The following is a 19123-nucleotide window of genomic DNA, read 5'->3' as shown; positions in this document are numbered from 1 at the left end:
GCGTGGTGAGTATCGGGCGCACAGCGCCGGGGGGCCTATTCCAGCGTCATCAATGCCGCATTGCCGCCCGCTGCCGCCGTGTTGTGCGACAGAGCTCGTTCATGCCAGAGCCGTTCCAGCCGAACGGGCTGGCCTGCCACACAGCGTGTGGGCAGTATCAACGGGCCGGGGCGCCTTGCCAAGGCCTGCGCCCAGCGTAGAAATTGAGGGTCGTCGCATTCCAGCAGTGCTGAATCCATGGGTTCGGTTTCCGCAATTTCCTCGATACTCAGCCCGGCAGGCAGCAGCAGCACATGGCGGCGCAGTGGCTCTGGCAGCTCGCCGTGAACTGCTGTTCCGAGCGAGCCGGGCATCCACAGTGCTTGCGAGCCGCAGGCCAGTGCGGCCGCCAGTTGCTGCAGCAGCATGGTTCTTTCCTGCGCCAGGCACAGTGTGCGCGGCTTGCCAAGCAGCTGGTAGAGATTGCGCTCGCCTGTGGGGCCGGGCAGTAGGCGCACAGCATGCAGATCGGGCAGGGCCGATTGCAGGCGCTCGCAATCGCGGCTGACGATGGCCTCGCCATACTGCCTGGCCCAGTGGCCCAGCTGCCGCAAGGCGGTCGCCGCTGCGGCCGTGACGGGCGTGGCATTGGCCTGTGCCTGCCCGGATTGATGCAGCAGCAGACTGAGCAAACGCAGGGGCGAGCCGGGTGTCTGCTGCAGGCGCGGAAGATACAGGGGGCCGCCGGCCTTGGGACCGGTGCCCGACAGCCCTTCGCCGCCAAAGGGCTGAACACCGACCACGGCCCCCACCATATTGCGATTCACATACAGATTGCCAACATGTGCCGCCTGGGCGACCTGCTGCACGGTTTCGTCGATGCGCGTGTGCAATCCCATGGTCAGGCCGTAGCCCAGGGCGTTGATGCGCTCCAGCAACTGCGGCAGCTCGCGCCTTTGATAGCGCAGTACATGGAGTACGGGGCCGAAGACTTCGCGCTTGAGCTGATGCAGATCGGGCAGCTCGATCAGCGTGGGTGCCACAAAATGCCCTTGTGCGGCAGTTTCAGGGCTCAGCGGCGATTGGTGGATGCGCAGACCCAGAGCCCTGAGTCTGGCGATATGCCGCTCGATACCAGTCTTGGCATCGGCATCGATCACGGGCCCCACATCGGTGGCCAGTTCGGCCGGGTTGCCGCAATGCAGCTCTTGCATGGCACCGCGCAGCATGGCCAGCAGCCGGTTGGCGCAGTCGTTTTGTACGCACAGCAGGCGCAGAGCCGAGCAGCGCTGGCCCGCGCTGTCAAAGGCGGATGCAGCAATGTCCTGCACGGCTTGCTCGACCAGGGCGGATGAGTCCACCAACATGGCGTTCTGACCGCCCGTTTCGGCCACCAGCACCACAGGCTGGCCGTCGGGGCGCAGCCTGGCGGCGGTCTGCAGAGCCAGCAGTCGCGCCACTTCGGTGGAGCCGGTGAACAGCACACCTGACACGCGCGCATCGGCCACCAGCGCGGCGCCCACGGTCTCGCCCCGGCCGGGCAGCAACTGCAGAACGTCTGACGCAATGCCGGCCTGATGCAGCAGGCGCACGGCTTCAAGGGCGATCAGCGGGGTCTGCTCGGCGGGCTTGGCCAGCACCACATTGCCAGCGCCCAAGGCGGCTGCGACCTGGCCGGTGAAGATGGCCAGTGGAAAATTCCAGGGGCTGATGCAGACCACGGGGCCTATGCCGGGGGCGAGCAGATCCGCAGCGGCCTGCCGCTGAATCTGAGCCGCGTAATAGCGCAGAAAGTCCACGGCCTCACGCACCTCGGACACGGCATTGGCTGCAGTCTTGCCGGCTTCGCGCATCAGCAGGCTCATCAGCGGCTGCATCTGCGTTTCAAAGAGCTCGGCTGCAGTCTGCAGCAGACTGGCACGCAGCTCGGCCGGGGTGGATTCCCACGCAGGCTGGGCCTGTGCGGCCGCCTGCATGGCCTGCTGAATCTGTGCGGGCCCGGCATCGCTGACATAGCCCAGCAGCTCCTGATGGCTGGCCGGGTTGGTTATGGCTGTGCCGATGGTGTCGGCGGCATGCACGGCATGGACGCCCTGGCGAAGTTGTGCGGGCCTGCTTTGCGCAAGCGCTTGAGACAGATCGCTCAACACACCGTCATCGCTCAGGTCCAGACCTGAGGAGTTGCGGCGCTGTTCGCCCAGCAGATCGCGCGGCAGCACTATATGGGGGTGGGGCAGGCCTATGTCATCGCCTGCAAGAAGTGCCTCCACCCCGGCCCGGGTTTGGGGGGGCGGTTGGCCCTCAGCCCAGGTTTGGTCTGCCGGGGCTGCTATCAAATCAGAGATAGGCCAGTCGGGGTTGGCGATGCGGTGCACGAATGAGCTGTTGGCGCCGTTTTCCAGCAGGCGGCGCACCAGGTAGGCCAGCAGTGTTTCGTGCGTACCCACGGGAGCATAGATGCGGCAGGGGCGGCGTGCGGCCTTGTCCTCGGCCTCGACCACATGCAGGTAGAGCTGCTCGCCCATGCCGTGCAGGCATTGAAACTCGTAACGTCCGGCGCTGTAGGGCTGAGCACCGGCCAATGATTCGATGCTGGCCACGGTCTGGGCGTTATGGGTGGCGAATTGCGGGTAGATGGCGCTGGGGGCGGCCAGTAGCTTGCGAGCGCAGGCAATATAGGCCACATCGGTGTGGTGCTTGCGGGTGTAGACCGGGTAGTCGCTCAGACCGTCGATCTGGGCGCGTTTGATTTCGCTGTCCCAGTAAGCGCCTTTGACCAGGCGCACCATCAGGCGGCGCTCGCTGCGACGGGCCAGGTCGATCAGATAGTCGATCACATAGGGACAACGTTTTTGATAAGCCTGAATCACAAAGCCCAGGCCGCTCCAGCCTGCCAGGGCAGGGGCGTGGGCCAGCTGTTCCAGCAGGTCCAGCGACAGCTCCAGGCGGTCGGCTTCTTCGGCGTCGATATTGAGCCCTATGTCGTAGCTGCGTGCCAGCTCGCACAGTTGCAGCACGCGCGGCAGCAGCTCGGTCATCACGCGTTGCCATTGTGCGCGGCTGTAGCGCGGGTGCAGGGCGCTGAGCTTGATGGAAATGCCCGGCCGTTCATAGACGCTCTTGCCGCCAGCGGCCTTGCCGATCGCATGAATCGCATTCACATAGGACTGCATGTAGCGCTGTGCGTCCTCGGCGGTGAGTGCGGCCTCGCCGAGCATGTCGTAGGAATAACGAAAGCCTCGGGCCTGCAGCTCGCGAGCGCGCTCCAAAGCCTTGGAAATGGTCTCGCCCATCACAAACTGCTCGCCCATCAGGCGCATGGCCATGTCCACGCCCTTGCGCACCAGCGGCTCGCCGCCTCTGGCTGTGATGCGTTTGAGCGCCGCGAGCAGGCCAGACTCGCTATGCGTATCGACCAGCTTTCCGGTGACCACCAGTCCCCAGGCGGCAGCATTGACAAAGAGCGAGGGGCTCTTGCCCAGATGAGCCTGCCAGTCGCCGCCGCGCAGCTTGTCGCGGATCAGTGCGTCGCGCGTGGCGGCATCGGGTATGCGCAGCAAGGCCTCGGCCAGACACATCAGCGCCACGCCTTCCTGCGAGGACAGGGAGAACTCCTGAAGCAAGCCTTGTACCAGCCCCTGGCGCCCCGCGCTGGCGGGTTGGGCGCGCAGCTGCTCGACCAGGTTTTGTGCATGGGCAGCGACCTGGGCAGCCTGGGCGGGCGGCAGCGTGGCTGCAGGCAGCAGCCGTGCCACGGCATCGGACTCGGCCATGCGGGTGGCGCAACTGATGGCTTGACGCAGTTCATCGGCAGGGCGGCTGGAATCTGGCAGCGCAGTGAAAGTCGGCATGTCTGTGCAGGTGTTGTAGAGCCTGGACGCGAGCGGGTGCGCGGCCTTCACCATGTTCACAGCTGCATTGCATGCGGCCTGGACGCAGCTGTCTACATAGGGAAAATCATTGCTGGTTTGTCGAAAAATGAATCACTATATTGAGTGAATTAAAAAGAGGAATTCACCAATGATCGAGGCTTCGGAAGTGGATATCGACAGGATTGATCGAAAAATACTGGCAATTCTGCAAACCGATGGGCGCATCTCCAATCTGCGCCTGGCAGAGCAGGTGGCGCTGTCGCCCACAGCCGTACAGTCCCGCGTGGCCCGACTTACGCGCGATGGTTACATCCTGGGCTACGAAGCGCGGCTGAACCCGCAGAAGCTGGGCGTGGGCATGACGGTGTTTGTCGAGGTGCTGCTGGACCGGACCACGCCCCATGTGTTTGACGAGTTCAAATCTGCCGTGCTCGCCTATCCGGCCATCATGGAATGCCATATGGTGGCAGGCGGTTTTGACTATCTGCTCAAGACCCGCATGGCCGATATGGCTGCTTACCGTGACTTTGCGGGTCGGGTGCTGTGGCAGCTTCCGGGCGTGCGCGAGACCAGAACCTATGCGGTGATGGAGGAGATCAAGGACGATGCGCGGCTGCCTCTGTAGGAGAAAAGCGCGTTTGAATGAAGGACTCTGAGCCCTATATCTGCGTTGACGCGGGCTAGCAACAACTGCTTTCCCTGGAGTGGGGGGTGCTCAAAACATGTAAATAATTGATACACACAGAGGTGGTCGCCGCAGCGCGGGCTGCGGCACAAAGCTGTGCAGTTTTTCTCGATTAATGACCAAAAAGCGGCATCTATGAGAGTCAATGCACCAGTGACCCAGCGGGAGTACAGCTTTGATGAGCATGCAACTCTGATGTCCACCACGGACACAGAGAGCTACATCAAATATGCCAATCAGGCGTTCATGGAGGTCAGCGCGGCGGCCTTGCGCGGGGGCAGTCCATGGATCAGATCGTCTCCACCATGGAGTCCATCACGGCCAACTCCCGCCGCATTGCCGACATCGTCGGCGTGATTGACAGCATTGCGTTTCAAACCAATTTGCTGGCGCTGAATGCGGCTGTGGAAGCCGCCCGCGCGGGCGAGCATGGCAGGGGGTTTGCCGTGGTTGCCGGTGAGGTGCGAGCCCTGGCTCAGCGCAGCGCCGATGCAGCCAAGGAGATCAAGACGCTGATTCAGGCCAGCACGGCCACCATCGAGGCAGGCTCTTTGGTTGTGAACGACGCGGGGAGCAACATTGGTGAGATCGTTTCCCAGGCGCGCAGCGTTGCGGACTTCATTGCCGAGATCAGCAAGGCCACGCGTGAGCAGAGCGAGGAGATCAGCCAGGTCGGCAAGTCGGTGGCGGACATGGACTATCTGACGCAGCAGAACGCGCAGTTGGTGACTCAGGGGACGCAGGCGTCCAGCAGCATGCAATGGCAGGTGAAAAATCTCGTGGAAGCGATTGGCGTGTTTCGATAGCTGATGAGTCGCAGAAGGCTGAGACGGCATGGCCGCTATCGTTGCAATGAGCGGCCGGCCGTCTTTCCTGATGAGCGAGATGAGGGCGAGCCGATCGTGGCAGGCGCCTCAGCCCCAGAGCGCCGGCTTGTTCACCATCAAATAGTAGGTGCCGGCCATGGCCACAAAAGCGGGGTAGCCCAGAGCTTCCCAGCGCAACTGATACTGCCGGAAAAGCGGTGGCAAGGCCTGGCTCTGGCTGTGGGCCTGAGTGGCCAGGGCCGCCATGCGCATCTGCAACCAGACTACGGGCAGCCAGCAGATGCCGGCCAGCGCATACAGCCCCAGAGAAAGTGCGAGCCAGGGAGTGGTGAGCGGCCAGCCTGCCAGATGCGCCATGGCAATGCCCGTAATCGGTTGAATGAAGACGCAGGGAGTAGTGAACCACCAGTCGGCCCGTACCACCAGGCGGCTGACCACGGCCTGGGCGGCGACCGAGCCGCTGCGGTTTGCGAAAAACATATAGAAGGCCGAGCCGAGGCCGGTGCCGACCAGCAGCACGCTGGAGAGGATATGCAGTGTCTTGAGCAACAGATAGGTATTCATGATTCAAGCCTGTTGGACGAGTTGTCTGTTTGCAGCAAGAACCACAGCATGGCGGCGATGGGCAGGTTCTTGAGCAGCGGACCCAGAGGGTGCAGCCACAGCGTGGGCTGAAGAGCCGTGCCGATCACGGTCATGGCCGTCATCAGCAGCAGGGCGCTCAGGTAGATGGCGCGGCCGGGGCGCAGCAGCAAGGCCAGACCCAGAGCCAAATCGGCCAGCAGGCCGGACCAGATGAGCAGTGCCTGCCAGCGTGCATCGCCAATGCCGCCCTGGTCCAGCAAGCGGGCACCTTCGTGGTTGAGGCCCGAGAGTCCGAGATAGTCCAGCGCGCTGACTAGAGCCGTGCCCAGCCAGACGACGACCAGACTGGCGTGCATGAATCTGGCAGCTTGCTTCGGCGGGCTGGCTCTGCTGCCGTTTTGCAACTCAGGCATGGCGGCGGCCTTCCTTGGGCAAGGTGGCCAGCATGGCATCCGGAGCTACGGGGGCGCGCCCCAGCAGCGAGGCCAGGGTCTGAGGATCGGTGACGTTGTCGTTTTCCAGCAAGGCCATGGTTTCGCTGCACCAGGGCAGGGCTGGTATCTGGTCGCCGACTCTGGCACTGCCCTTGCTCATCCAGTCTGGCAGGGCATGGACCGAAGCCGGGCCGTAACCCATCTGGGCGCGCAGGCTGGCGATAAAGGCCTCTGTCGAAAGCGGCTGGGGGCCGCCGATTTCGACGATACCCTCGCAGGTGTCCGATGTCGCCATATGCGCAAGCACTTCGGCGAGATCGCGCACGGCCACGGGCTGAATCTGGCTGCTTCGCATGAGCTCGGGCAGCAGCAAAACGGGCAGTCTGGCCAGATTCAGAAACAATTGGCTGCTGGCACCGCCCGCGCCAAAGATGATGCTGGGGCGCACGACAACGGGCTTGAGCAGCGCTTGCCTGCCCAGCGCCAGCAAATGTTCGTCGGCCGCGCGCTTGGTGCTTGCGTACTGGGTGCCGCTCTGGCCGGCCCCCAGAGCCGAGACCTGAACCACGCGGCGCACGCCAGCCTGGGCGCAGGCATCAAACAGCGCGATGGGGGCCAGAGAGTGCAGGGTCTGCAGATCCTGGCCGGGCTTGTCGCGCAGAGCACCGACGGCGTTGATGACGGCGTCGATGCCATGCAGATGCTCAAGCCACGCTTCGGTTGTCGTACAGGCGCTGAAGTCCAGAGGCGGCTGGCTGTGGCGGCTGCGCACTACGGGGTCGTGGTCCAGCAGGGCCAGCGCATTCACGATATGTCGGCCCAGAAAGCCTGTGCCGCCGCAGATCAGAACTCGCATACGCTACTCCTTTGCAATTTTCTGCCTTGACAGAATTCAGTTCGGCTTCAATCGTTGCCGCTCTCTCGGCCGCCATCCTTGCCTCTGACAAAGCGCTGGACGCTGGCGCCAAGGCGCAGGATCTTGTCCAGCGTGGCCGGCGACAGACGCAGCATTTCGTCGGTCCAGATGCCCAGCGAATCCATGAGGCGCAGCGTCTCGTGCACGCGATCCTGGGCATCGGGCGTTTCCTGCTCGAATTCGGGCTGGGCGATCAATTCGCGCAGCAGTGCACTGGTGGGGTCGAACTCGCGCTGCTTGCGCTCTCGCACAATGGTGCGCAGCAACTCCCAGACATCGGCCGAGGTCTCGAAATACTCGCGTCGGTCACCGCTCTTGCGGCTGCTGCGAATCAGGTTCCAGTTCAGCAGTTCCTTGAGGCTGTTGCTGACGTTGGAGCGCGCCGCACCCAGTGTTTCGCAGATTTCGTCGGCATTGAGGGGGCGGCCATGAAAGAACAGCAGTGCATGAATTTGCGCCACCGTGCGGTTCACACCCCAGGCGTTGCCCATATCTCCCCAGTGGTGCACAAAGCGTTCGGCGATAGGACTCAGTTGCATGAAACGAAGTGTGGTCTTGCTTGAAATTTCTGTCAATGCAGAAATTTCTATTCATGTGAATGCCCGAGAGGGATCAGCAAGGTGTTTGTGCAGGCTTTGCCCATGGGAGCCGGGACGGTAGGCAATTTTCTTGAAATGAAGAAATTTCACGTCGACCTGGTCGCTGCGTCGCTACTCGTAAAATAGCCGCATTACAGGGGCATGGAGCCCCGTCAGGGAAGGGAGAGTTCATGACCGCTGCATCCGTCTTGCGTGCCGCTTTGGTTCTGTCGGCCTGTGCTTGGGCTCAGGTCGCATCGGCTGCCTGCTATTTTGTCTATGCACCCAATAACGAACTGATCTATCGCTCCAATGTGGCTCCGGTCGATCTGTCCCTGCCTCTGCATCAGACGGTGCCGCAACTCTACTCCGGAGCCCGCATGTTTTTCTCGCTCGACGAGTACAACTGTGCCACCGAGGTCAACCTGATCGCCGAGCGTGCCCAGATTGCTGCGGCGCGTAACAACCGCGAGCGTCGTCTGCGCGAAGAGCAACGCTTCTGATTGCATAGCTGTCAGACAAGCGTCGGCGGCACCTTGAGGCTTGATTTGCCTTGCAGCAGGCCGATTGGCTTGGCGCGTGACATGGGCGACCATGCAGTTTTTTGCCGTGGTCGGCTCTCGGGTATGGGGTGGCCTGAGACAATCGGGCACCATGAGTGAATCCCGCGACAACAAAATTCCCGAAAACCTGCCCGAAGTCCCGTCTGATGCCCCGGCGCTGCCCGATGGCTGGCTGGAAGTGCTGTCCATGGACATGGATGCCCAGGGCGTAGCCCGCAAGCCCGATGGCAAGGTGGTCTTCATCGACGGCGCCCTGACCGGTGAAATCGTCAGCGCCAACACCCATCGCAAGAAGAACAACTGGGAAGCGGCTACGCTGACTGACATCCACCGCGAATCCTCACAGCGCGTGATGCCCGGCTGCCCTAATTTCGGGCTGCACGCCGGCGCCTGCGGTGGCTGCAAGATGCAGCATCTGCATGTGGCGGCCCAGGTCGCCATCAAGCAGCGTGTGCTGGAAGACAACCTCTGGCATCTGGCCAAGGTCAAGCCTGAGACGCTGCTGCGCCCCATCGAAGGCCCGGCCTGGGGCTATCGCTTTCGCTCGCGCCTGTCGGTGCGCTATGTGGCCAAGAAGGGCAAGGTGCTGGTGGGCTTCCACGAGCGCAAGAGCCGCTACATCGCCGACATGGAGGTCTGCAAGATTTTGCCTCCCCATGTGGATGCAATGCTCATGCCCATGCGCGCACTGATCGCCAGCATGGATGCGCGCGAAACCTGTCCTCAGATCGAAGTGGCCTGCGGCGACCATGTCACCGCCCTGGTGCTGCGTCACCTGGAGCCTCTGTCGGAGGCCGACAAGCAGCGCCTGCGCGACTTTGCTGCCGAGCAGAACGTCCAGTGGTGGCTGCAGCCCAAGGGCCCGGATACCGTGCATCTGATGGAAGAAGGCGGCACACAGCTGTCCTACGGTCTGCCGGACTTTGGCATCACCATGCCGTTCAAGCCCACCGACTTCACCCAGGTCAATCCGCATATCAACCGCGTGCTGGTCACGCGCTCTTTGCGCCTGCTGGATGCGAAAAAGGACGAGCGCGTCATCGACTGGTTCTGCGGTCTTGGCAACTTCACGCTGCCCATTGCCACCATGGCGCGCGAGGTGCTGGGCATTGAAGGCTCGGAAACATTGGTCAAGCGCTCGCACGAGAACTATGCGGGCAACAATGCCACGCGCAGCGAAGACGACAAGCTGGCTCCCACCAGCTTTGTGGCGCGCAATCTGTTCGAGATGACGCCCGCCATGCTGATTGCCGACGGCAACTCCGACAAGTGGCTGGTCGATCCTCCGCGTGAAGGTGCGTTTGCCCTGTCCAAGGCACTTGCCGATATTCACCAGATCCGCATCGGCGCCAAGCAGACCGGTGTGGCCAGCGAAGAGCAGCCTGATTTGCTGCCGCCGCTGCCCGAGGGGCAGGAAAACTGGCAGTTCCCCAAGCGCATTGTCTATGTGAGCTGCAACCCGGCCACGCTGGCGCGCGATGCAGGCTTGCTGGTGCATCAGGCCGGCTATCGCTGTGTGGCAGCAGGTGTGGTGAATATGTTCCCGCATACGGCGCATGTGGAGTCCATGGCCGTTTTCGAGCGCGCATAAGCGAGGATAAGCGAGCACGCCCTGAACTGCGCCTGCGCGGCGCAGTTCAGCCGCCAAGGGATGTATCCAGAATCATCATCAGCACAAAGCCCAGCATGAGTCCTGTGGTGGCCCAGGCTTCATGGCCCTTGCGGTGGGATTCCGGAATGATTTCGTGACTGATGACAAACAGCATGGCCCCGGCTGCAAAGCCCAGGCCCCAGGGCAGCAGCACGGTGGAGCTGCTGACCACGATGGCGCCGATCACGGCCCCCAGAGGCTCGATCAGCCCTGTCAGTGCGCCCAGCACTACCGCAAAGCCCCGGGTATAGCCGGCAGCCAGCAAAGAGGCTGCGACGACAAAACCCTCGGGTACATCCTGTATGGCAATGCCCAGCGTGAGCGAGCTGGCACGCAGTCCCTCGTTGGCGGCATAGCCCACGCCGATGGCCAGACCTTCGGGCAGGTTGTGAAGGGTGATGGCAATCACAAACAGCCAGGTGCGCCGCAGCTGCTTGGCATCAGCGCCTTCACGGCCTTTGATGAAGTGCTCGTGCGGCAGCAGGCGTTCCATGGCCAGCAGGGCGGCACCTCCGAGCAAGATGGCTGTGCCTATCAAGGCTCCGCTCATCCATTCGCTGCTTGTGGGCGAAGTCGCTACCTTGGCGGCTTCAAGCCCGGGCAGAATCAATGAAAAGGCGCAGGCAGCCAGCATGACGCCTGCGCCAAAACCAAACAGCGTGTCTTGTGTGCGCTCGGACGGATGTCGGGTCAGCAGCACGGGCAAGGCGCCCAGCGCGGTCGCCAGTGCCGCCATGCTGCCGCCCAGCAGTGCATTCAGTGCTGCGGGATTGGTCTGCAGCTGTTTCCAGACCATGGATGCCAGCACCAGAGCACCAGCCGCAGAGATCAGCAGCCCGAGCCGGGTTCTGTGCGACAGGAGCGATTGGCTTGAAGATGCGCTTTGCAGTCCGTCCGGACCCATGGCTCAGCTCCTGCTGGGCTGGGTGGCGGTAGCGAAGCGGCGCGCCACTTCATTCCAGTCCACCACGTTGTAGAAGGCGGCGATGTATTCGGGGCGGCGGTTCTGGTATTTCAGGTAGTAGGCATGCTCCCAGACGTCCAGGCCCAGAATCGGCGTGTTGCCGCTGCCAATGCCAAGCATCAGAGGGTTGTCCTGATTGGCGCTGCTTTCCACATGCAGCTTGCCGCTACGGTCCACGCCGAGCCAGGCCCAGCCGCTGCCGAAGCGGCTGATGGCCGCCTTGGTGAACTCGGTCTTGAAGTTCTCGAAGCTGCCCAGGTCCGCGTCAATGGCTGCCGCAAGAGCGCCCTGCGGCAGACCACCCCCTTTGGGAGACATGACTTGCCAGAACAGGCTGTGATTGGCATGACCGCCGCCGTTGTTGCGCACGACCTGGCGCAACGCTTGCGGCAGTGATTCGACTTTGGCGAGCAGATCGTCCAGCGGCCATTGCGCATACACGGTGCCATCGAGAGCTGCGTTGAGGTTGTTGACATAGGTCTGGTGATGTCTGGAGTAGTGGATCTCCATGGTTTGCGCATCGATATGCGGCTCCAGCGCCGCGTAGTCGTAGGCCAGTGGAGGCAGGGTGTAGCTCATGAGTAAAAGCCTTGGCAGTGAGAGAGAAGGGCGTCAGTGCAGTGATGAATGCACAGGCTCGAAGCTGGCAAGGCGACAGGGCCTGTTGCTGGCGGGGTAAAAGACAAGATGGGTGGGGGTGGGGGTGGGGGTGGGGGTGGGGGCCGGGGCGCAGGCGCTGGAGCAGGTATGGGGCCGTGTTGCAGCGTGCTCGGCCCGCGCGGCCAGGAGCTGCGGCAGATGGCGGTATATCGCCAGACTCATGGACTGGCTGGTGGAGTCCTGCAGCAGCAGTGGCATCAGGACTTGTTGCGCCTCATGCAGGCATTCAGATGCTGCTGCCGGCTGATGTGCTTCGGCGAGGGCATCTGCCAGATTCAGGTGAGCAACGACAAAGGCGGCGATGCGGTCATCGTCGGCAATATCGCCGGGCTCCGCGACCAGCAACTGCAAGCCAAGCTGTTGTGCATGTCGGTAGTGTTCAAGCGCTGAGAGATGTCGGTGCTCCAGCGTTGCGGCCAGCGCATTGCGAGTGTGCTGCTTCCAGGCAGACAGCAAATCTGCAGTCCAGGTATTTCCTGTGCCGTGGTTCATGAGGCACCCTCGATGCAAGCTTGGGCCGCAACGACTTTTCCGTCCTCTCCGGATGGGTGAATGCGAACCACGCGCAAGGCTGTCGGCTGATCTACCAGCAGGCATGTCTTGCCGGTGCGCTTGCAGTGATCCTTCACGCGCCAGTAGGCTCCGTCGCTGATGCAACCTGTCTGGCAAATCACCAGGTCGGCGGCGTGCAGGCTGTCCTCCAGCAGTTGTTGTTCGGACAAGGCCTGGCTGTCGGTATCCTCAACCAAAGGCCAGTCGACGCCGGACGCTGTCTGGTCAGCTGTGGGTTGAGGTGTTTCCTGCAGCAGATCCAGTGCCATCGCCTGGGCCAGGGCGTGGCGCTGCTCACGCTCCCAGGCAAGAGCGCTGTCGCGGACAATGACCTTGGCCCTGAGCAGTACGAGCTGCTGCCTGAGTGCTTCGACCTCCCGTGCCAGCGACTGCATCTGGGCCGTGCAGCGGGTCTGCACTTCCCTATAGGTCAGCATGAGGGCCTCATGTTCAAGGCGTATTTGGTTGAAGTCATCATCTGGCACGGCAGTCTTGTCCCCATGGTTGAGAGCACAACAGAACTCGTCGCAGGGATGCACGCATGTGCGGCTAAGAATGGAATTTATCTTTCATGAATATAAATGAGAATGGTTTGCATTCAAAGTCCGCAGAAGAAATATGACATCCGAGTGGCTTGGCGTGAGAGGTGCTGAACATAAAAAAGGCCGTAGCAGTGTTGCTACGGCCTGTGCGGGCGTTGGCAGGCACTGGCCCGGAACTCATGATCCGGGCCTGGCGCAAGCGATTTCAGCTGCGGTTGCGACCGGCGCTGTTCTCGGGCTCCGCAGTGTTGCGTTTTTCGGCTGCGTTCTGACCCAGTACGGAAGGCACGCCTTCGATCTTGTTGGAGCGCATGTATTCATCCATGTCCTTCCAGCCCGCAAAAACAAGCGCCTTGGGCGCCTTGGGGTTGAGGACGTAGCAATCCTCCAGTCCACGCATGGCATGCCTACAGGCACCACCAATGGCCTTGGCTTCGGACTCACGTGCCACGGCGCGTGGGTCTGGACCCAGGCCCGGAATGTCTTCAATCTTGCAGCCTGCCAGTACCAGGGGCAGCAGGGCAATGGCAAGTGCGCGGGGAAGGTGGTTTGGCTTCATCTTGTCTGGTTATCGGCAGCGGCAGTCGGAAATTTAGTCCATGACTGAAATATCCATCGATGCGATGACCGCGCTTGGCGTCAAGGTTACTGCAAACAAAAAGGAGTGCACAAGGCACTCCTTTTTTGCTTGGGTGGTGGCGAGGTTCAGTCGCGGTCGCCGCCCATGATGCCCAGCAGGGCCAGCAGGCTCTGGAACACGTTGAACAGGTCCAGATACAGGGCCAGGGTGGCGCTGATGTAGTTGGTCTCGCCGCCGTCGATGATCTGCTTGAGGTCATACAGCATGTAGGCGGAGAAGATGCCGATGGCCAGCATGGAGATGGCCATCATGCCTGCAGTGGAGCCCACGAAGACATTGATGATGGCGCCTACCATCAGCACCAGAGCGCCCACGAACAGGAACTTGCCCATGCCCGACAGGTCGCGCTTGATCACGGTGGCCAGCATGGCCATCACGAAGAACACGCCAGCGGTACCGGCAAAGGCCGTCATGATCAGCTGGGTGCCGTTGGAGAAGCCCAGAATCATGCCGATCAGGCGCGATAGCATCAGGCCCATGAAGAAGGTGAAGGCCAGCAGCACGGGCACGCCAGCGGCGCTGTTCTTGGTCTTTTCAATCGCGAACATGAAGCCGAAGGCACCGACCATGAACACGATCAGACCCACGCCGCCCGTCAGCGCGCGAGTCATGCCAGTGGCTACGCCCAGCCAAGCGCCCAGCACGGTGGGGATCAGGCTGAGTGCCAGCAGCCAGTAGGTATTGCGCAAGACACGGTTGCGCTCTTGCTGCGAGACACCGTAGCCCGCAGAGCCCAGTGTGGTGACTTGTTCGTTCATGTAGCCATTCCTCCTTCAGGAATTGTGGGTTGAAACATTGTCATTCTAGGTGGGGGTCTTGAGAAGCCTTTGCAATACCCCGTTGCAATGCGGCAGTTTTAGGATGGAATGTTTTTCACATCGCATCTACTTTTGCCTGCAAAGTACAGAATATGCTTGCTGCATTGACAATCCAACGGAGCTTTTTATCTTATGAAGACCAAGCACGAACTCGAACTGGCCGATGTGAAAGCCATCGCTGCGGCTGCCGAAGCTGAAGCACTGAAGAACAACTGGCCCGTGACGATCTCCATCGTGGACGACGGCGGCCATCTGCTGCTGTTGCAGCGCATGGATGGTGCTGCTCCCATCTCTTCCCATATCGCCCCCGCCAAGGCGCGCTCTGCAGCCGTGGGCCGCAAGGACACCAAGGCTTTCGAAGACATGATCAACAACGGTCGTACCGCTTTCCTGAGCGCTCCCTTTGTGGACGGTCTGCTCGAAGGTGGCGTGGCCATCGTCAAGGACGGCCAGGTGCTGGGCGCCGTGGGTGTCTCCGGTGTGAAGGCCAATGAAGACGCACAGGTTGCCAAGGCCGGCATTGCTGCCCTGGGTCTGTAATCGCGCTTGATTTCTGCCACTGCGGTGGCAGAGACCAAAACAAAACCCCTGTCGCTTGATGAGCGCAGGGGTTTTGTTTTGGCGGGTTGCGGATGAGGGAAAAAACGCGTGGCTATGTGAAGTGTGAGCACAAGAGAGGGCAGGTGCTCTACAACGACTATGGCTGGCGAATCGACACTTGCGGTGTCGCCCCACGATGAAACGGTTTATTTGGTCAGAATGAGCTTGCCCAGCTTGGTAGCCTGCAGGCGATAGGGGGTGCCGTTGTGCAGGATGGTGACGGCCTTCTGGCCGTTGAGCAGCAGTGCGCTGTCCAGGCCCAGGCTGGGGCCGGCAGCGGCTGAGGGGGTTGCAGCAGCCATGGAGGAAGAGCTGCGGTTGTTGGGCTGTGAGGTCGCAACAAGCGGTGCAGACATGCCGTGATTCCTTAAGTTCAAAACTGGGGTAATGATAACAATTCTCAATTAAAACGCAAGTGATACTTAGTCTCATTTGCGAAAAGACACTGTTTATTTTTCTGCTGAAATCCGTCCTTCCGTGCGTCAGCCCGGGATTTCTGCCTTGCGATGTTGCGCAAGAGCTGGCCCGGCTGGGCAGGATGCCATTCGAGTCATGAAAAAACGGCCCTGGAGGGCCGTTTTTTGGGGCAAGCACGCGCTTATTGGGTGGGGTCGGTCACAAAACCGATTTTCTTGACGCCGGCACGCTGGGCGGCGGCCATGGCCTGGGCCACGCGTTCGTAGCGCACTTCCTTGTCGCCGCGGATATGCAGGTCGGGCTGAGGCTCCTTGACGGCTTCGGCCTGGAGATTGGTCTCCAGCTGCTCGTCGCTGATATTCTGGCCGTTCCAGGAATACTTGCCGTCGGCCGTGATGCCCAGCTGGACGGTGGCAGGCTTGGTGTCCTCGGGCTGGTTGGTGGCACGCGGCAGGTCCACGTTGACCGAGTGCTTCATCACGGGCACGGTGATGATGAAGATGATGAGCAGAACCAGCATGACATCCACCAGAGGCGTCATATTGATCTCGTTCATCACATCATCGCTGTCCCCATCGTCCATGGTTCCGAATGACATGGCTTAGGCACCTTTCTTCAGGGGCAGCACATTGCCAGAGACCTGGCCGTCCACAGAGACGCGGGCACCAGTCACGAAGTAGGCATGCACGTCGTGGGCGAAGCTGTTCAGTGCATTCAGGATGCCCTTGTTGCCACGCACCAGAGCGTTGTAGCCCAGCACGGCGGGGATGGCGACAGCCAGACCCAGGGCGGTCATGATCAGCGCTTCGCCGATGGGGCCGGCCACCTTGTCGATGGATGACTGGCCGGACATGCCGATGGCCACCAGCGCATGGTAGATGCCCCAGACGGTGCCGAACAGGCCGATGAAGGGGGCGGTCGAGCCCACGGAGGCCAGAATGGCCAGGCCGGATTGCATGCGGGCCGTGAATTCGTTGATGCCGTTGCGCAGGCAGCGAGTCACCCAGTCGCTGATGTCCAGCGTGTCATGCAGGTGGACGCTGGTCTTGCGGTGGTGGGCGGAGGCTTCGCGGCCTTCGAGCACCATGAAGCGGAAGGGGTTCTGCTTGTCGTTACCGAGCTTTTCCAGGCCGGTCGCCAGGTCGGGGCTGTGCCAGAAGTCCTGTGCCTGAGTGGCGAACTTCTTGAATTTCACAATATCCAGTGCCTTGAGAATGATGACCAGCCAAGAGGCCACCGACATGACCAGCAAGATGATGGCAACGCCTTTGGTCACGAAGTCGCCCTGTGTCCAGACGTGGGCAATGCCGAATTGGGATTCCATGGGTACTCCTGAGAACTGCAGATTTATTTGAGAACAAAGTTGATGGGCACGATGTGCCACATGGGTTCGGCCACGCCGTTGCGCTTGCCGGGAACAAATTTCCACTGGCGCACGGTGTTGATGGCGGCGTCATCCAGACGGTCAAAGCCGCTGGACTGCTTGATTTCGATTTTCTCGGGCTGGCCCTGCTCGTTGATATAGACGCGCAGCAACACCTTGCCTTGCTCACCCATGCGTTTGCTGACCGAAGGATAAGCGGGGGCGGGGTTGTTCAGATAGGCCGCATTGCTCGATGGCTGCTCAATCTTGGGCGGCGCAGGTGGCGCCGGAGGTGCGGGCGGAGCTGGAGGAGCCGGGGGCGCGGGTGGCGCCGGCGGCGTCTTGTCCGGTTTGCTGTCGTTGCTCTCCAGTGCTCCTTGAGGCGCAGCCGGCGCAGGGGTCGGATCCTTGATTGCCTTGGGCAGCGGAGCCTTCTTGATCTCGGGCTTGGGCTGCGGTTTGGTTTCAGGCTTGGGCGCAGGTGCGGGAGGCTTGGGCGGCGGCGGGGCCGGCGGTGTGGGTTCGGCAGCAGGCGGTGCCACGAACTGTGCAATCACGCTGGCGGGAATCACTATCTCTGGCGGCTTTTGCTGGGCCAGGCCATGCTGCATGGCCCACAGGGCGGCAGCATGCACAACAACCACAGCACCAGCAACTGCCATATTGCGGCTCGCGCCGCTGGCAGGTGCAAATCGATCAGACTGGGACATAAGAGCGAGAAGAGCAACCAGCGCAGGCTGGAATCAGAGAGGAAAAGCGCTGGTCAACCGGCAATAGCTGGCCGAGGAAACAGGGCACGCAGACGGTATCGCATCATTCACGCAGGATCCACCAAGTGCATACCATCACAAGAATCAGGCTGCCGAAGACGGCTGAGAGGACGGAGAGGTGGGCCATGCGTTGCTTTCCAGAATATTGGTGGCAAGCTGAACGGTCTGCACCGAAACGCACGATTGCGCTTCGTTGTGGATCGCCGCGATCGGATGGCTTGCACTGCACTGGGCGACGACATCGCGTGCACAGCCTTCGCAGCGCCCGCATTGTGTGGCAACACCCAATTCAAACTGGATTTCGTCAAAGCTCATACCCGCATGCGCGTGGCGTGCTATTTCTCGGTCAGAAACCCGGCGGCATACACAGACGATCATGGCTACAGGCAGTTGTTGCTGGCTATTGATGTAATAGGCGGAGTATAAATGAGAATCCATCGCATTTGCAATGCATGCCGCCAAATTACGCACAATCAGCAAGTGGTTAAGAGCCCGGGCCCGATCTGATCGAGCCTGGCGCAGCCGGTCTGGGCCATGGCCAGCTCCAGCTCGGCGCGCAGCAGATACAGCATATGGGCCACGCCCAGCATGCCGGCCACTGCCAGGGCATGCATCTGGGGCCGACCCAGCAGCACGGCACTGGCACCCAGTGCGATGGCTTTGAGCACATCGGTGCCCTGACGCACGCCGCCATCCATCAGCAGCGGGATATGGGCAGGTGTGGCCGCGCGTATGGCAGCGAGCACTTCCAGGGCGGAGACGGCGGTGTCCAGCACGCGCCCGCCATGGTTGGAGACCACGATGGCATCGGCCCCCAGTTCCACGGCTTGCGCGGCGGCGCGGGCCGAGAGCAGACCTTTGACGATCAGCGGCAGCCGGGTTTGCTGACGCAGCCAGACCAGGTCGTCCCAGGTGGGCGCGCCTCGGGCCAGCTCGGAGCCGAACAGAATGTGCTCGCTCATCAGGTCGCCATTCTGGCGCTGCTGGGGCATGCCGCGCAGATTGACGGCCTCCACGCCTGGCGGCAGCGGGTAGCTAGAGCGTTTGATATGGGCGTCCACCGTCCAGACCAGCGCCTGATAGCCGGCGTCTTCGGCGCGTCGGATCAGCTGCAGCGTGTGCTCGCGTGCCGCCTGCTGGTAGAGCTGAAACCAGAGCGGGCCGCTGCGTCCCAGCTCCTGGGCTGCGGCTTGCGCGGCCTGGGCAATGGCTTCCAGGGTGCAACTGGACAGGGTGCTGACCATCATGCCGGTGCGCATGGCCATGGCCGCGCGTGCCGTGGCGAGCTCGCCCTCGGGATGCGCCAGCTGTTGATAGGCAACAGGCGCCAGCAGCAACGGCCAGTCCAGACTCTGGCCCAGCAGGCTTTGCCGCGTATGGGCTGCGGACAGATCGACCAGCGGCTCCGGGCAGAGGCGAAAGCGGTCAAACGCCTGGCGGTTATGAGCCAGCGTCAGCCCCTGATCGGCGCCGCTTTCCATATGCGCCCAGGCGTGGGCCTCCATATGCTCGCGCGCCAGCCGGGCGTAGTCCGCAAGGGAGCCTGTCTGAGCGGGAATCTGCGTCAGTGGCGGTTTGACGGGCTGGCCTGTGGCATTCAAACGTTCAACAGTCATAAATCAAGCCGGTTGGATGGGGATGGGGCGACAGAGCAGGCCCGGTGCAGGAGGAGACAGCCGGCGAGGGCTGCCCAGCAGCGCAGGCTGT

22 protein-coding genes are annotated in these 19123 nt (G+C 61.8%); 5 read left to right on the top strand and 17 right to left on the bottom strand.

Annotated features, from left to right (window positions below; translation table 11 throughout):
- Positions 1-35: 35 nt before the first annotated feature.
- Positions 36-3884 (bottom strand): trifunctional transcriptional regulator/proline dehydrogenase/L-glutamate gamma-semialdehyde dehydrogenase, encoded by a 3849-nt coding sequence (gene putA / locus AC1RTQ_RS14550; RefSeq protein ID WP_492876743.1) that lies wholly within the window; start codon positions 3882-3884, stop codon positions 36-38.
- Between the two features lie 115 nt (positions 3885-3999).
- Here putA and AC1RTQ_RS14545 point away from each other — a divergent pair, with 115 nt between their 5' ends.
- Positions 4000-4476 carry an Lrp/AsnC ligand binding domain-containing protein gene (locus tag AC1RTQ_RS14545; RefSeq protein WP_302090008.1) on the top strand — a complete coding sequence of 159 codons (477 nt, stop codon included), beginning with the start codon at positions 4000-4002 and terminating at the stop codon, positions 4474-4476.
- Between the two features lie 344 nt (positions 4477-4820).
- A complete protein-coding gene (locus tag AC1RTQ_RS14540; protein WP_492876740.1) occupies positions 4821-5342 on the top strand; it encodes a methyl-accepting chemotaxis protein in 522 nt (173 codons plus the stop codon).
- 108 nt (positions 5343-5450) lie between these two features.
- On the opposite strand, the gene AC1RTQ_RS14535 is transcribed toward AC1RTQ_RS14540, so the two are convergent.
- From AC1RTQ_RS14535 to AC1RTQ_RS14520, 4 genes are read right to left on the bottom strand one after another with little or no spacing between them, the layout of a single operon-like run.
- Positions 5451-5927 carry a DUF2269 family protein gene (locus tag AC1RTQ_RS14535; protein WP_003075194.1) on the bottom strand — a complete coding sequence of 159 codons (477 nt, stop codon included), beginning with the start codon at positions 5925-5927 and terminating at the stop codon, positions 5451-5453.
- The gene (locus AC1RTQ_RS14530; RefSeq protein ID WP_492876738.1) at positions 5924-6361 is read right to left on the bottom strand and encodes a DoxX-like family protein; all 438 of its coding nucleotides are present in this window, start codon (positions 6359-6361) and stop codon (positions 5924-5926) included. Before AC1RTQ_RS14530 ends, AC1RTQ_RS14535 begins: the two co-directional genes overlap by 4 nt.
- A complete protein-coding gene (locus AC1RTQ_RS14525; RefSeq protein ID WP_492876736.1) occupies positions 6354-7238 on the bottom strand; it encodes an NAD-dependent epimerase/dehydratase family protein in 885 nt (294 codons plus the stop codon). Before AC1RTQ_RS14525 ends, AC1RTQ_RS14530 begins: the two co-directional genes overlap by 8 nt.
- 47 nt (positions 7239-7285) lie before the next feature.
- Complete coding sequence (locus tag AC1RTQ_RS14520; RefSeq protein ID WP_003075187.1) at positions 7286-7837, bottom strand: GbsR/MarR family transcriptional regulator; 552 nt, start codon at positions 7835-7837, stop codon at positions 7286-7288.
- A gap of 230 nt (positions 7838-8067) precedes the next feature.
- Here AC1RTQ_RS14520 and AC1RTQ_RS14515 point away from each other — a divergent pair, with 230 nt between their 5' ends.
- Entirely contained in the window at positions 8068-8379 is a 312-nt protein-coding gene (locus AC1RTQ_RS14515) for a hypothetical protein (protein ID WP_302090012.1), read from the top strand.
- Between the two features lie 151 nt (positions 8380-8530).
- Complete coding sequence (gene rlmD / locus AC1RTQ_RS14510) at positions 8531-10030, top strand: 23S rRNA (uracil(1939)-C(5))-methyltransferase RlmD (RefSeq protein WP_492876733.1); 1500 nt, start codon at positions 8531-8533, stop codon at positions 10028-10030.
- 46 nt (positions 10031-10076) lie between these two features.
- Here the strand turns inward: rlmD and AC1RTQ_RS14505 are convergent, their stop codons facing one another.
- From AC1RTQ_RS14505 to AC1RTQ_RS14480, 6 genes are all read right to left on the bottom strand, one after another.
- On the bottom strand, positions 10077-10994 hold the full coding sequence (locus AC1RTQ_RS14505; RefSeq protein ID WP_492876731.1) for a ZIP family metal transporter: 918 nt from the start codon (positions 10992-10994) through the stop codon (positions 10077-10079).
- Positions 10995-10997: 3 nt separating this feature from the next.
- Complete coding sequence (locus AC1RTQ_RS14500; protein ID WP_492876729.1) at positions 10998-11633, bottom strand: superoxide dismutase; 636 nt, start codon at positions 11631-11633, stop codon at positions 10998-11000.
- Between the two features lie 33 nt (positions 11634-11666).
- On the bottom strand, positions 11667-12206 hold the full coding sequence (locus tag AC1RTQ_RS14495; RefSeq protein ID WP_492876727.1) for a DUF2753 family protein: 540 nt from the start codon (positions 12204-12206) through the stop codon (positions 11667-11669).
- The gene (locus tag AC1RTQ_RS14490; protein WP_492876725.1) at positions 12203-12703 is read right to left on the bottom strand and encodes a DUF2325 domain-containing protein; all 501 of its coding nucleotides are present in this window, start codon (positions 12701-12703) and stop codon (positions 12203-12205) included. Before AC1RTQ_RS14490 ends, AC1RTQ_RS14495 begins: the two co-directional genes overlap by 4 nt.
- 310 nt (positions 12704-13013) lie before the next feature.
- Positions 13014-13367 (bottom strand): hypothetical protein, encoded by a 354-nt coding sequence (locus AC1RTQ_RS14485; RefSeq protein ID WP_492876723.1) that lies wholly within the window; start codon positions 13365-13367, stop codon positions 13014-13016.
- A gap of 146 nt (positions 13368-13513) precedes the next feature.
- Positions 13514-14206, bottom strand: a complete 693-nt coding sequence (locus tag AC1RTQ_RS14480) for a Bax inhibitor-1/YccA family protein (protein ID WP_302090019.1) — start codon at positions 14204-14206, stop codon at positions 13514-13516.
- A 192-nt stretch (positions 14207-14398) separates the two neighbouring features.
- On the opposite strand from AC1RTQ_RS14480, the gene AC1RTQ_RS14475 reads away from it, so the two are divergent.
- The gene (locus AC1RTQ_RS14475; protein WP_003053536.1) at positions 14399-14806 is read left to right on the top strand and encodes a GlcG/HbpS family heme-binding protein; all 408 of its coding nucleotides are present in this window, start codon (positions 14399-14401) and stop codon (positions 14804-14806) included.
- A gap of 206 nt (positions 14807-15012) precedes the next feature.
- On the opposite strand, the gene AC1RTQ_RS14470 is transcribed toward AC1RTQ_RS14475, so the two are convergent.
- The 6 genes from AC1RTQ_RS14470 to AC1RTQ_RS14445 all read right to left on the bottom strand — a co-directional run bounded on the left by AC1RTQ_RS14470 (position 15013) and on the right by AC1RTQ_RS14445 (position 19017).
- Positions 15013-15222, bottom strand: a complete 210-nt coding sequence (locus AC1RTQ_RS14470; protein ID WP_302090020.1) for a hemin uptake protein HemP — start codon at positions 15220-15222, stop codon at positions 15013-15015.
- Between the two features lie 242 nt (positions 15223-15464).
- Complete coding sequence (locus AC1RTQ_RS14465) at positions 15465-15881, bottom strand: ExbD/TolR family protein (protein ID WP_302090021.1); 417 nt, start codon at positions 15879-15881, stop codon at positions 15465-15467.
- Positions 15882-15884: 3 nt separating this feature from the next.
- Positions 15885-16607, bottom strand: coding sequence for a MotA/TolQ/ExbB proton channel family protein (locus tag AC1RTQ_RS14460; protein WP_492876719.1), 723 nt, complete (start codon positions 16605-16607; stop codon positions 15885-15887).
- A gap of 23 nt (positions 16608-16630) precedes the next feature.
- A complete protein-coding gene (locus tag AC1RTQ_RS14455) occupies positions 16631-17356 on the bottom strand; it encodes an energy transducer TonB (RefSeq protein ID WP_492876717.1) in 726 nt (241 codons plus the stop codon).
- A gap of 144 nt (positions 17357-17500) precedes the next feature.
- Positions 17501-17794, bottom strand: coding sequence for a (2Fe-2S)-binding protein (locus tag AC1RTQ_RS14450; RefSeq protein WP_492877108.1), 294 nt, complete (start codon positions 17792-17794; stop codon positions 17501-17503).
- A gap of 95 nt (positions 17795-17889) precedes the next feature.
- On the bottom strand, positions 17890-19017 hold the full coding sequence (locus AC1RTQ_RS14445) for an alpha-hydroxy acid oxidase (protein WP_492877106.1): 1128 nt from the start codon (positions 19015-19017) through the stop codon (positions 17890-17892).
- Positions 19018-19123: the final 106 nt, after the last annotated feature.

Source organism: Comamonas sp. GW821-FHT11H03, from assembly GCF_058807955.1.
The sequence above is the reverse complement of the archived record's forward strand: the minus strand, read 5'-3'. Positions and strand labels throughout refer to the sequence as shown.

Excerpts from the sequence above, each read along its gene's own strand:
- AC1RTQ_RS14485 (WP_492876723.1), bottom strand. The coding sequence starts at position 13,367 with ATGAAGCCAAACCACCTTCCCCGCGCACTTGCCATTGCCCTGCTGCCC.
- AC1RTQ_RS14530 (WP_492876738.1), bottom strand. The coding sequence starts at position 6,361 with ATGCCTGAGTTGCAAAACGGCAGCAGAGCCAGCCCGCCGAAGCAAGCT.
- AC1RTQ_RS14470 (WP_302090020.1), bottom strand. The coding sequence starts at position 15,222 with ATGTCTGCACCGCTTGTTGCGACCTCACAGCCCAACAACCGCAGCTCT.
- AC1RTQ_RS14450 (WP_492877108.1), bottom strand. The coding sequence starts at position 17,794 with ATGATCGTCTGTGTATGCCGCCGGGTTTCTGACCGAGAAATAGCACGC.
- AC1RTQ_RS14475 (WP_003053536.1), top strand. The coding sequence starts at position 14,399 with ATGAAGACCAAGCACGAACTCGAACTGGCCGATGTGAAAGCCATCGCT.
- AC1RTQ_RS14490 (WP_492876725.1), bottom strand. The coding sequence starts at position 12,703 with ATGCTGACCTATAGGGAAGTGCAGACCCGCTGCACGGCCCAGATGCAG.
- AC1RTQ_RS14525 (WP_492876736.1), bottom strand. The coding sequence starts at position 7,238 with ATGCGAGTTCTGATCTGCGGCGGCACAGGCTTTCTGGGCCGACATATC.
- AC1RTQ_RS14500 (WP_492876729.1), bottom strand. The coding sequence starts at position 11,633 with ATGAGCTACACCCTGCCTCCACTGGCCTACGACTACGCGGCGCTGGAG.
- AC1RTQ_RS14540 (WP_492876740.1), top strand. The coding sequence starts at position 4,821 with ATGGATCAGATCGTCTCCACCATGGAGTCCATCACGGCCAACTCCCGC.
- AC1RTQ_RS14480 (WP_302090019.1), bottom strand. The coding sequence starts at position 14,206 with ATGAACGAACAAGTCACCACACTGGGCTCTGCGGGCTACGGTGTCTCG.
- AC1RTQ_RS14520 (WP_003075187.1), bottom strand. The coding sequence starts at position 7,837 with ATGCAACTGAGTCCTATCGCCGAACGCTTTGTGCACCACTGGGGAGAT.
- AC1RTQ_RS14455 (WP_492876717.1), bottom strand. The coding sequence starts at position 17,356 with ATGTCCCAGTCTGATCGATTTGCACCTGCCAGCGGCGCGAGCCGCAAT.
- rlmD (WP_492876733.1), top strand. The coding sequence starts at position 8,531 with ATGAGTGAATCCCGCGACAACAAAATTCCCGAAAACCTGCCCGAAGTC.
- AC1RTQ_RS14515 (WP_302090012.1), top strand. The coding sequence starts at position 8,068 with ATGACCGCTGCATCCGTCTTGCGTGCCGCTTTGGTTCTGTCGGCCTGT.
- AC1RTQ_RS14545 (WP_302090008.1), top strand. The coding sequence starts at position 4,000 with ATGATCGAGGCTTCGGAAGTGGATATCGACAGGATTGATCGAAAAATA.
- AC1RTQ_RS14505 (WP_492876731.1), bottom strand. The coding sequence starts at position 10,994 with ATGGGTCCGGACGGACTGCAAAGCGCATCTTCAAGCCAATCGCTCCTG.
- AC1RTQ_RS14465 (WP_302090021.1), bottom strand. The coding sequence starts at position 15,881 with ATGTCATTCGGAACCATGGACGATGGGGACAGCGATGATGTGATGAAC.
- AC1RTQ_RS14495 (WP_492876727.1), bottom strand. The coding sequence starts at position 12,206 with ATGAACCACGGCACAGGAAATACCTGGACTGCAGATTTGCTGTCTGCC.
- AC1RTQ_RS14460 (WP_492876719.1), bottom strand. The coding sequence starts at position 16,607 with ATGGAATCCCAATTCGGCATTGCCCACGTCTGGACACAGGGCGACTTC.
- putA (WP_492876743.1), bottom strand. The coding sequence starts at position 3,884 with ATGGTGAAGGCCGCGCACCCGCTCGCGTCCAGGCTCTACAACACCTGC.
- AC1RTQ_RS14535 (WP_003075194.1), bottom strand. The coding sequence starts at position 5,927 with ATGAATACCTATCTGTTGCTCAAGACACTGCATATCCTCTCCAGCGTG.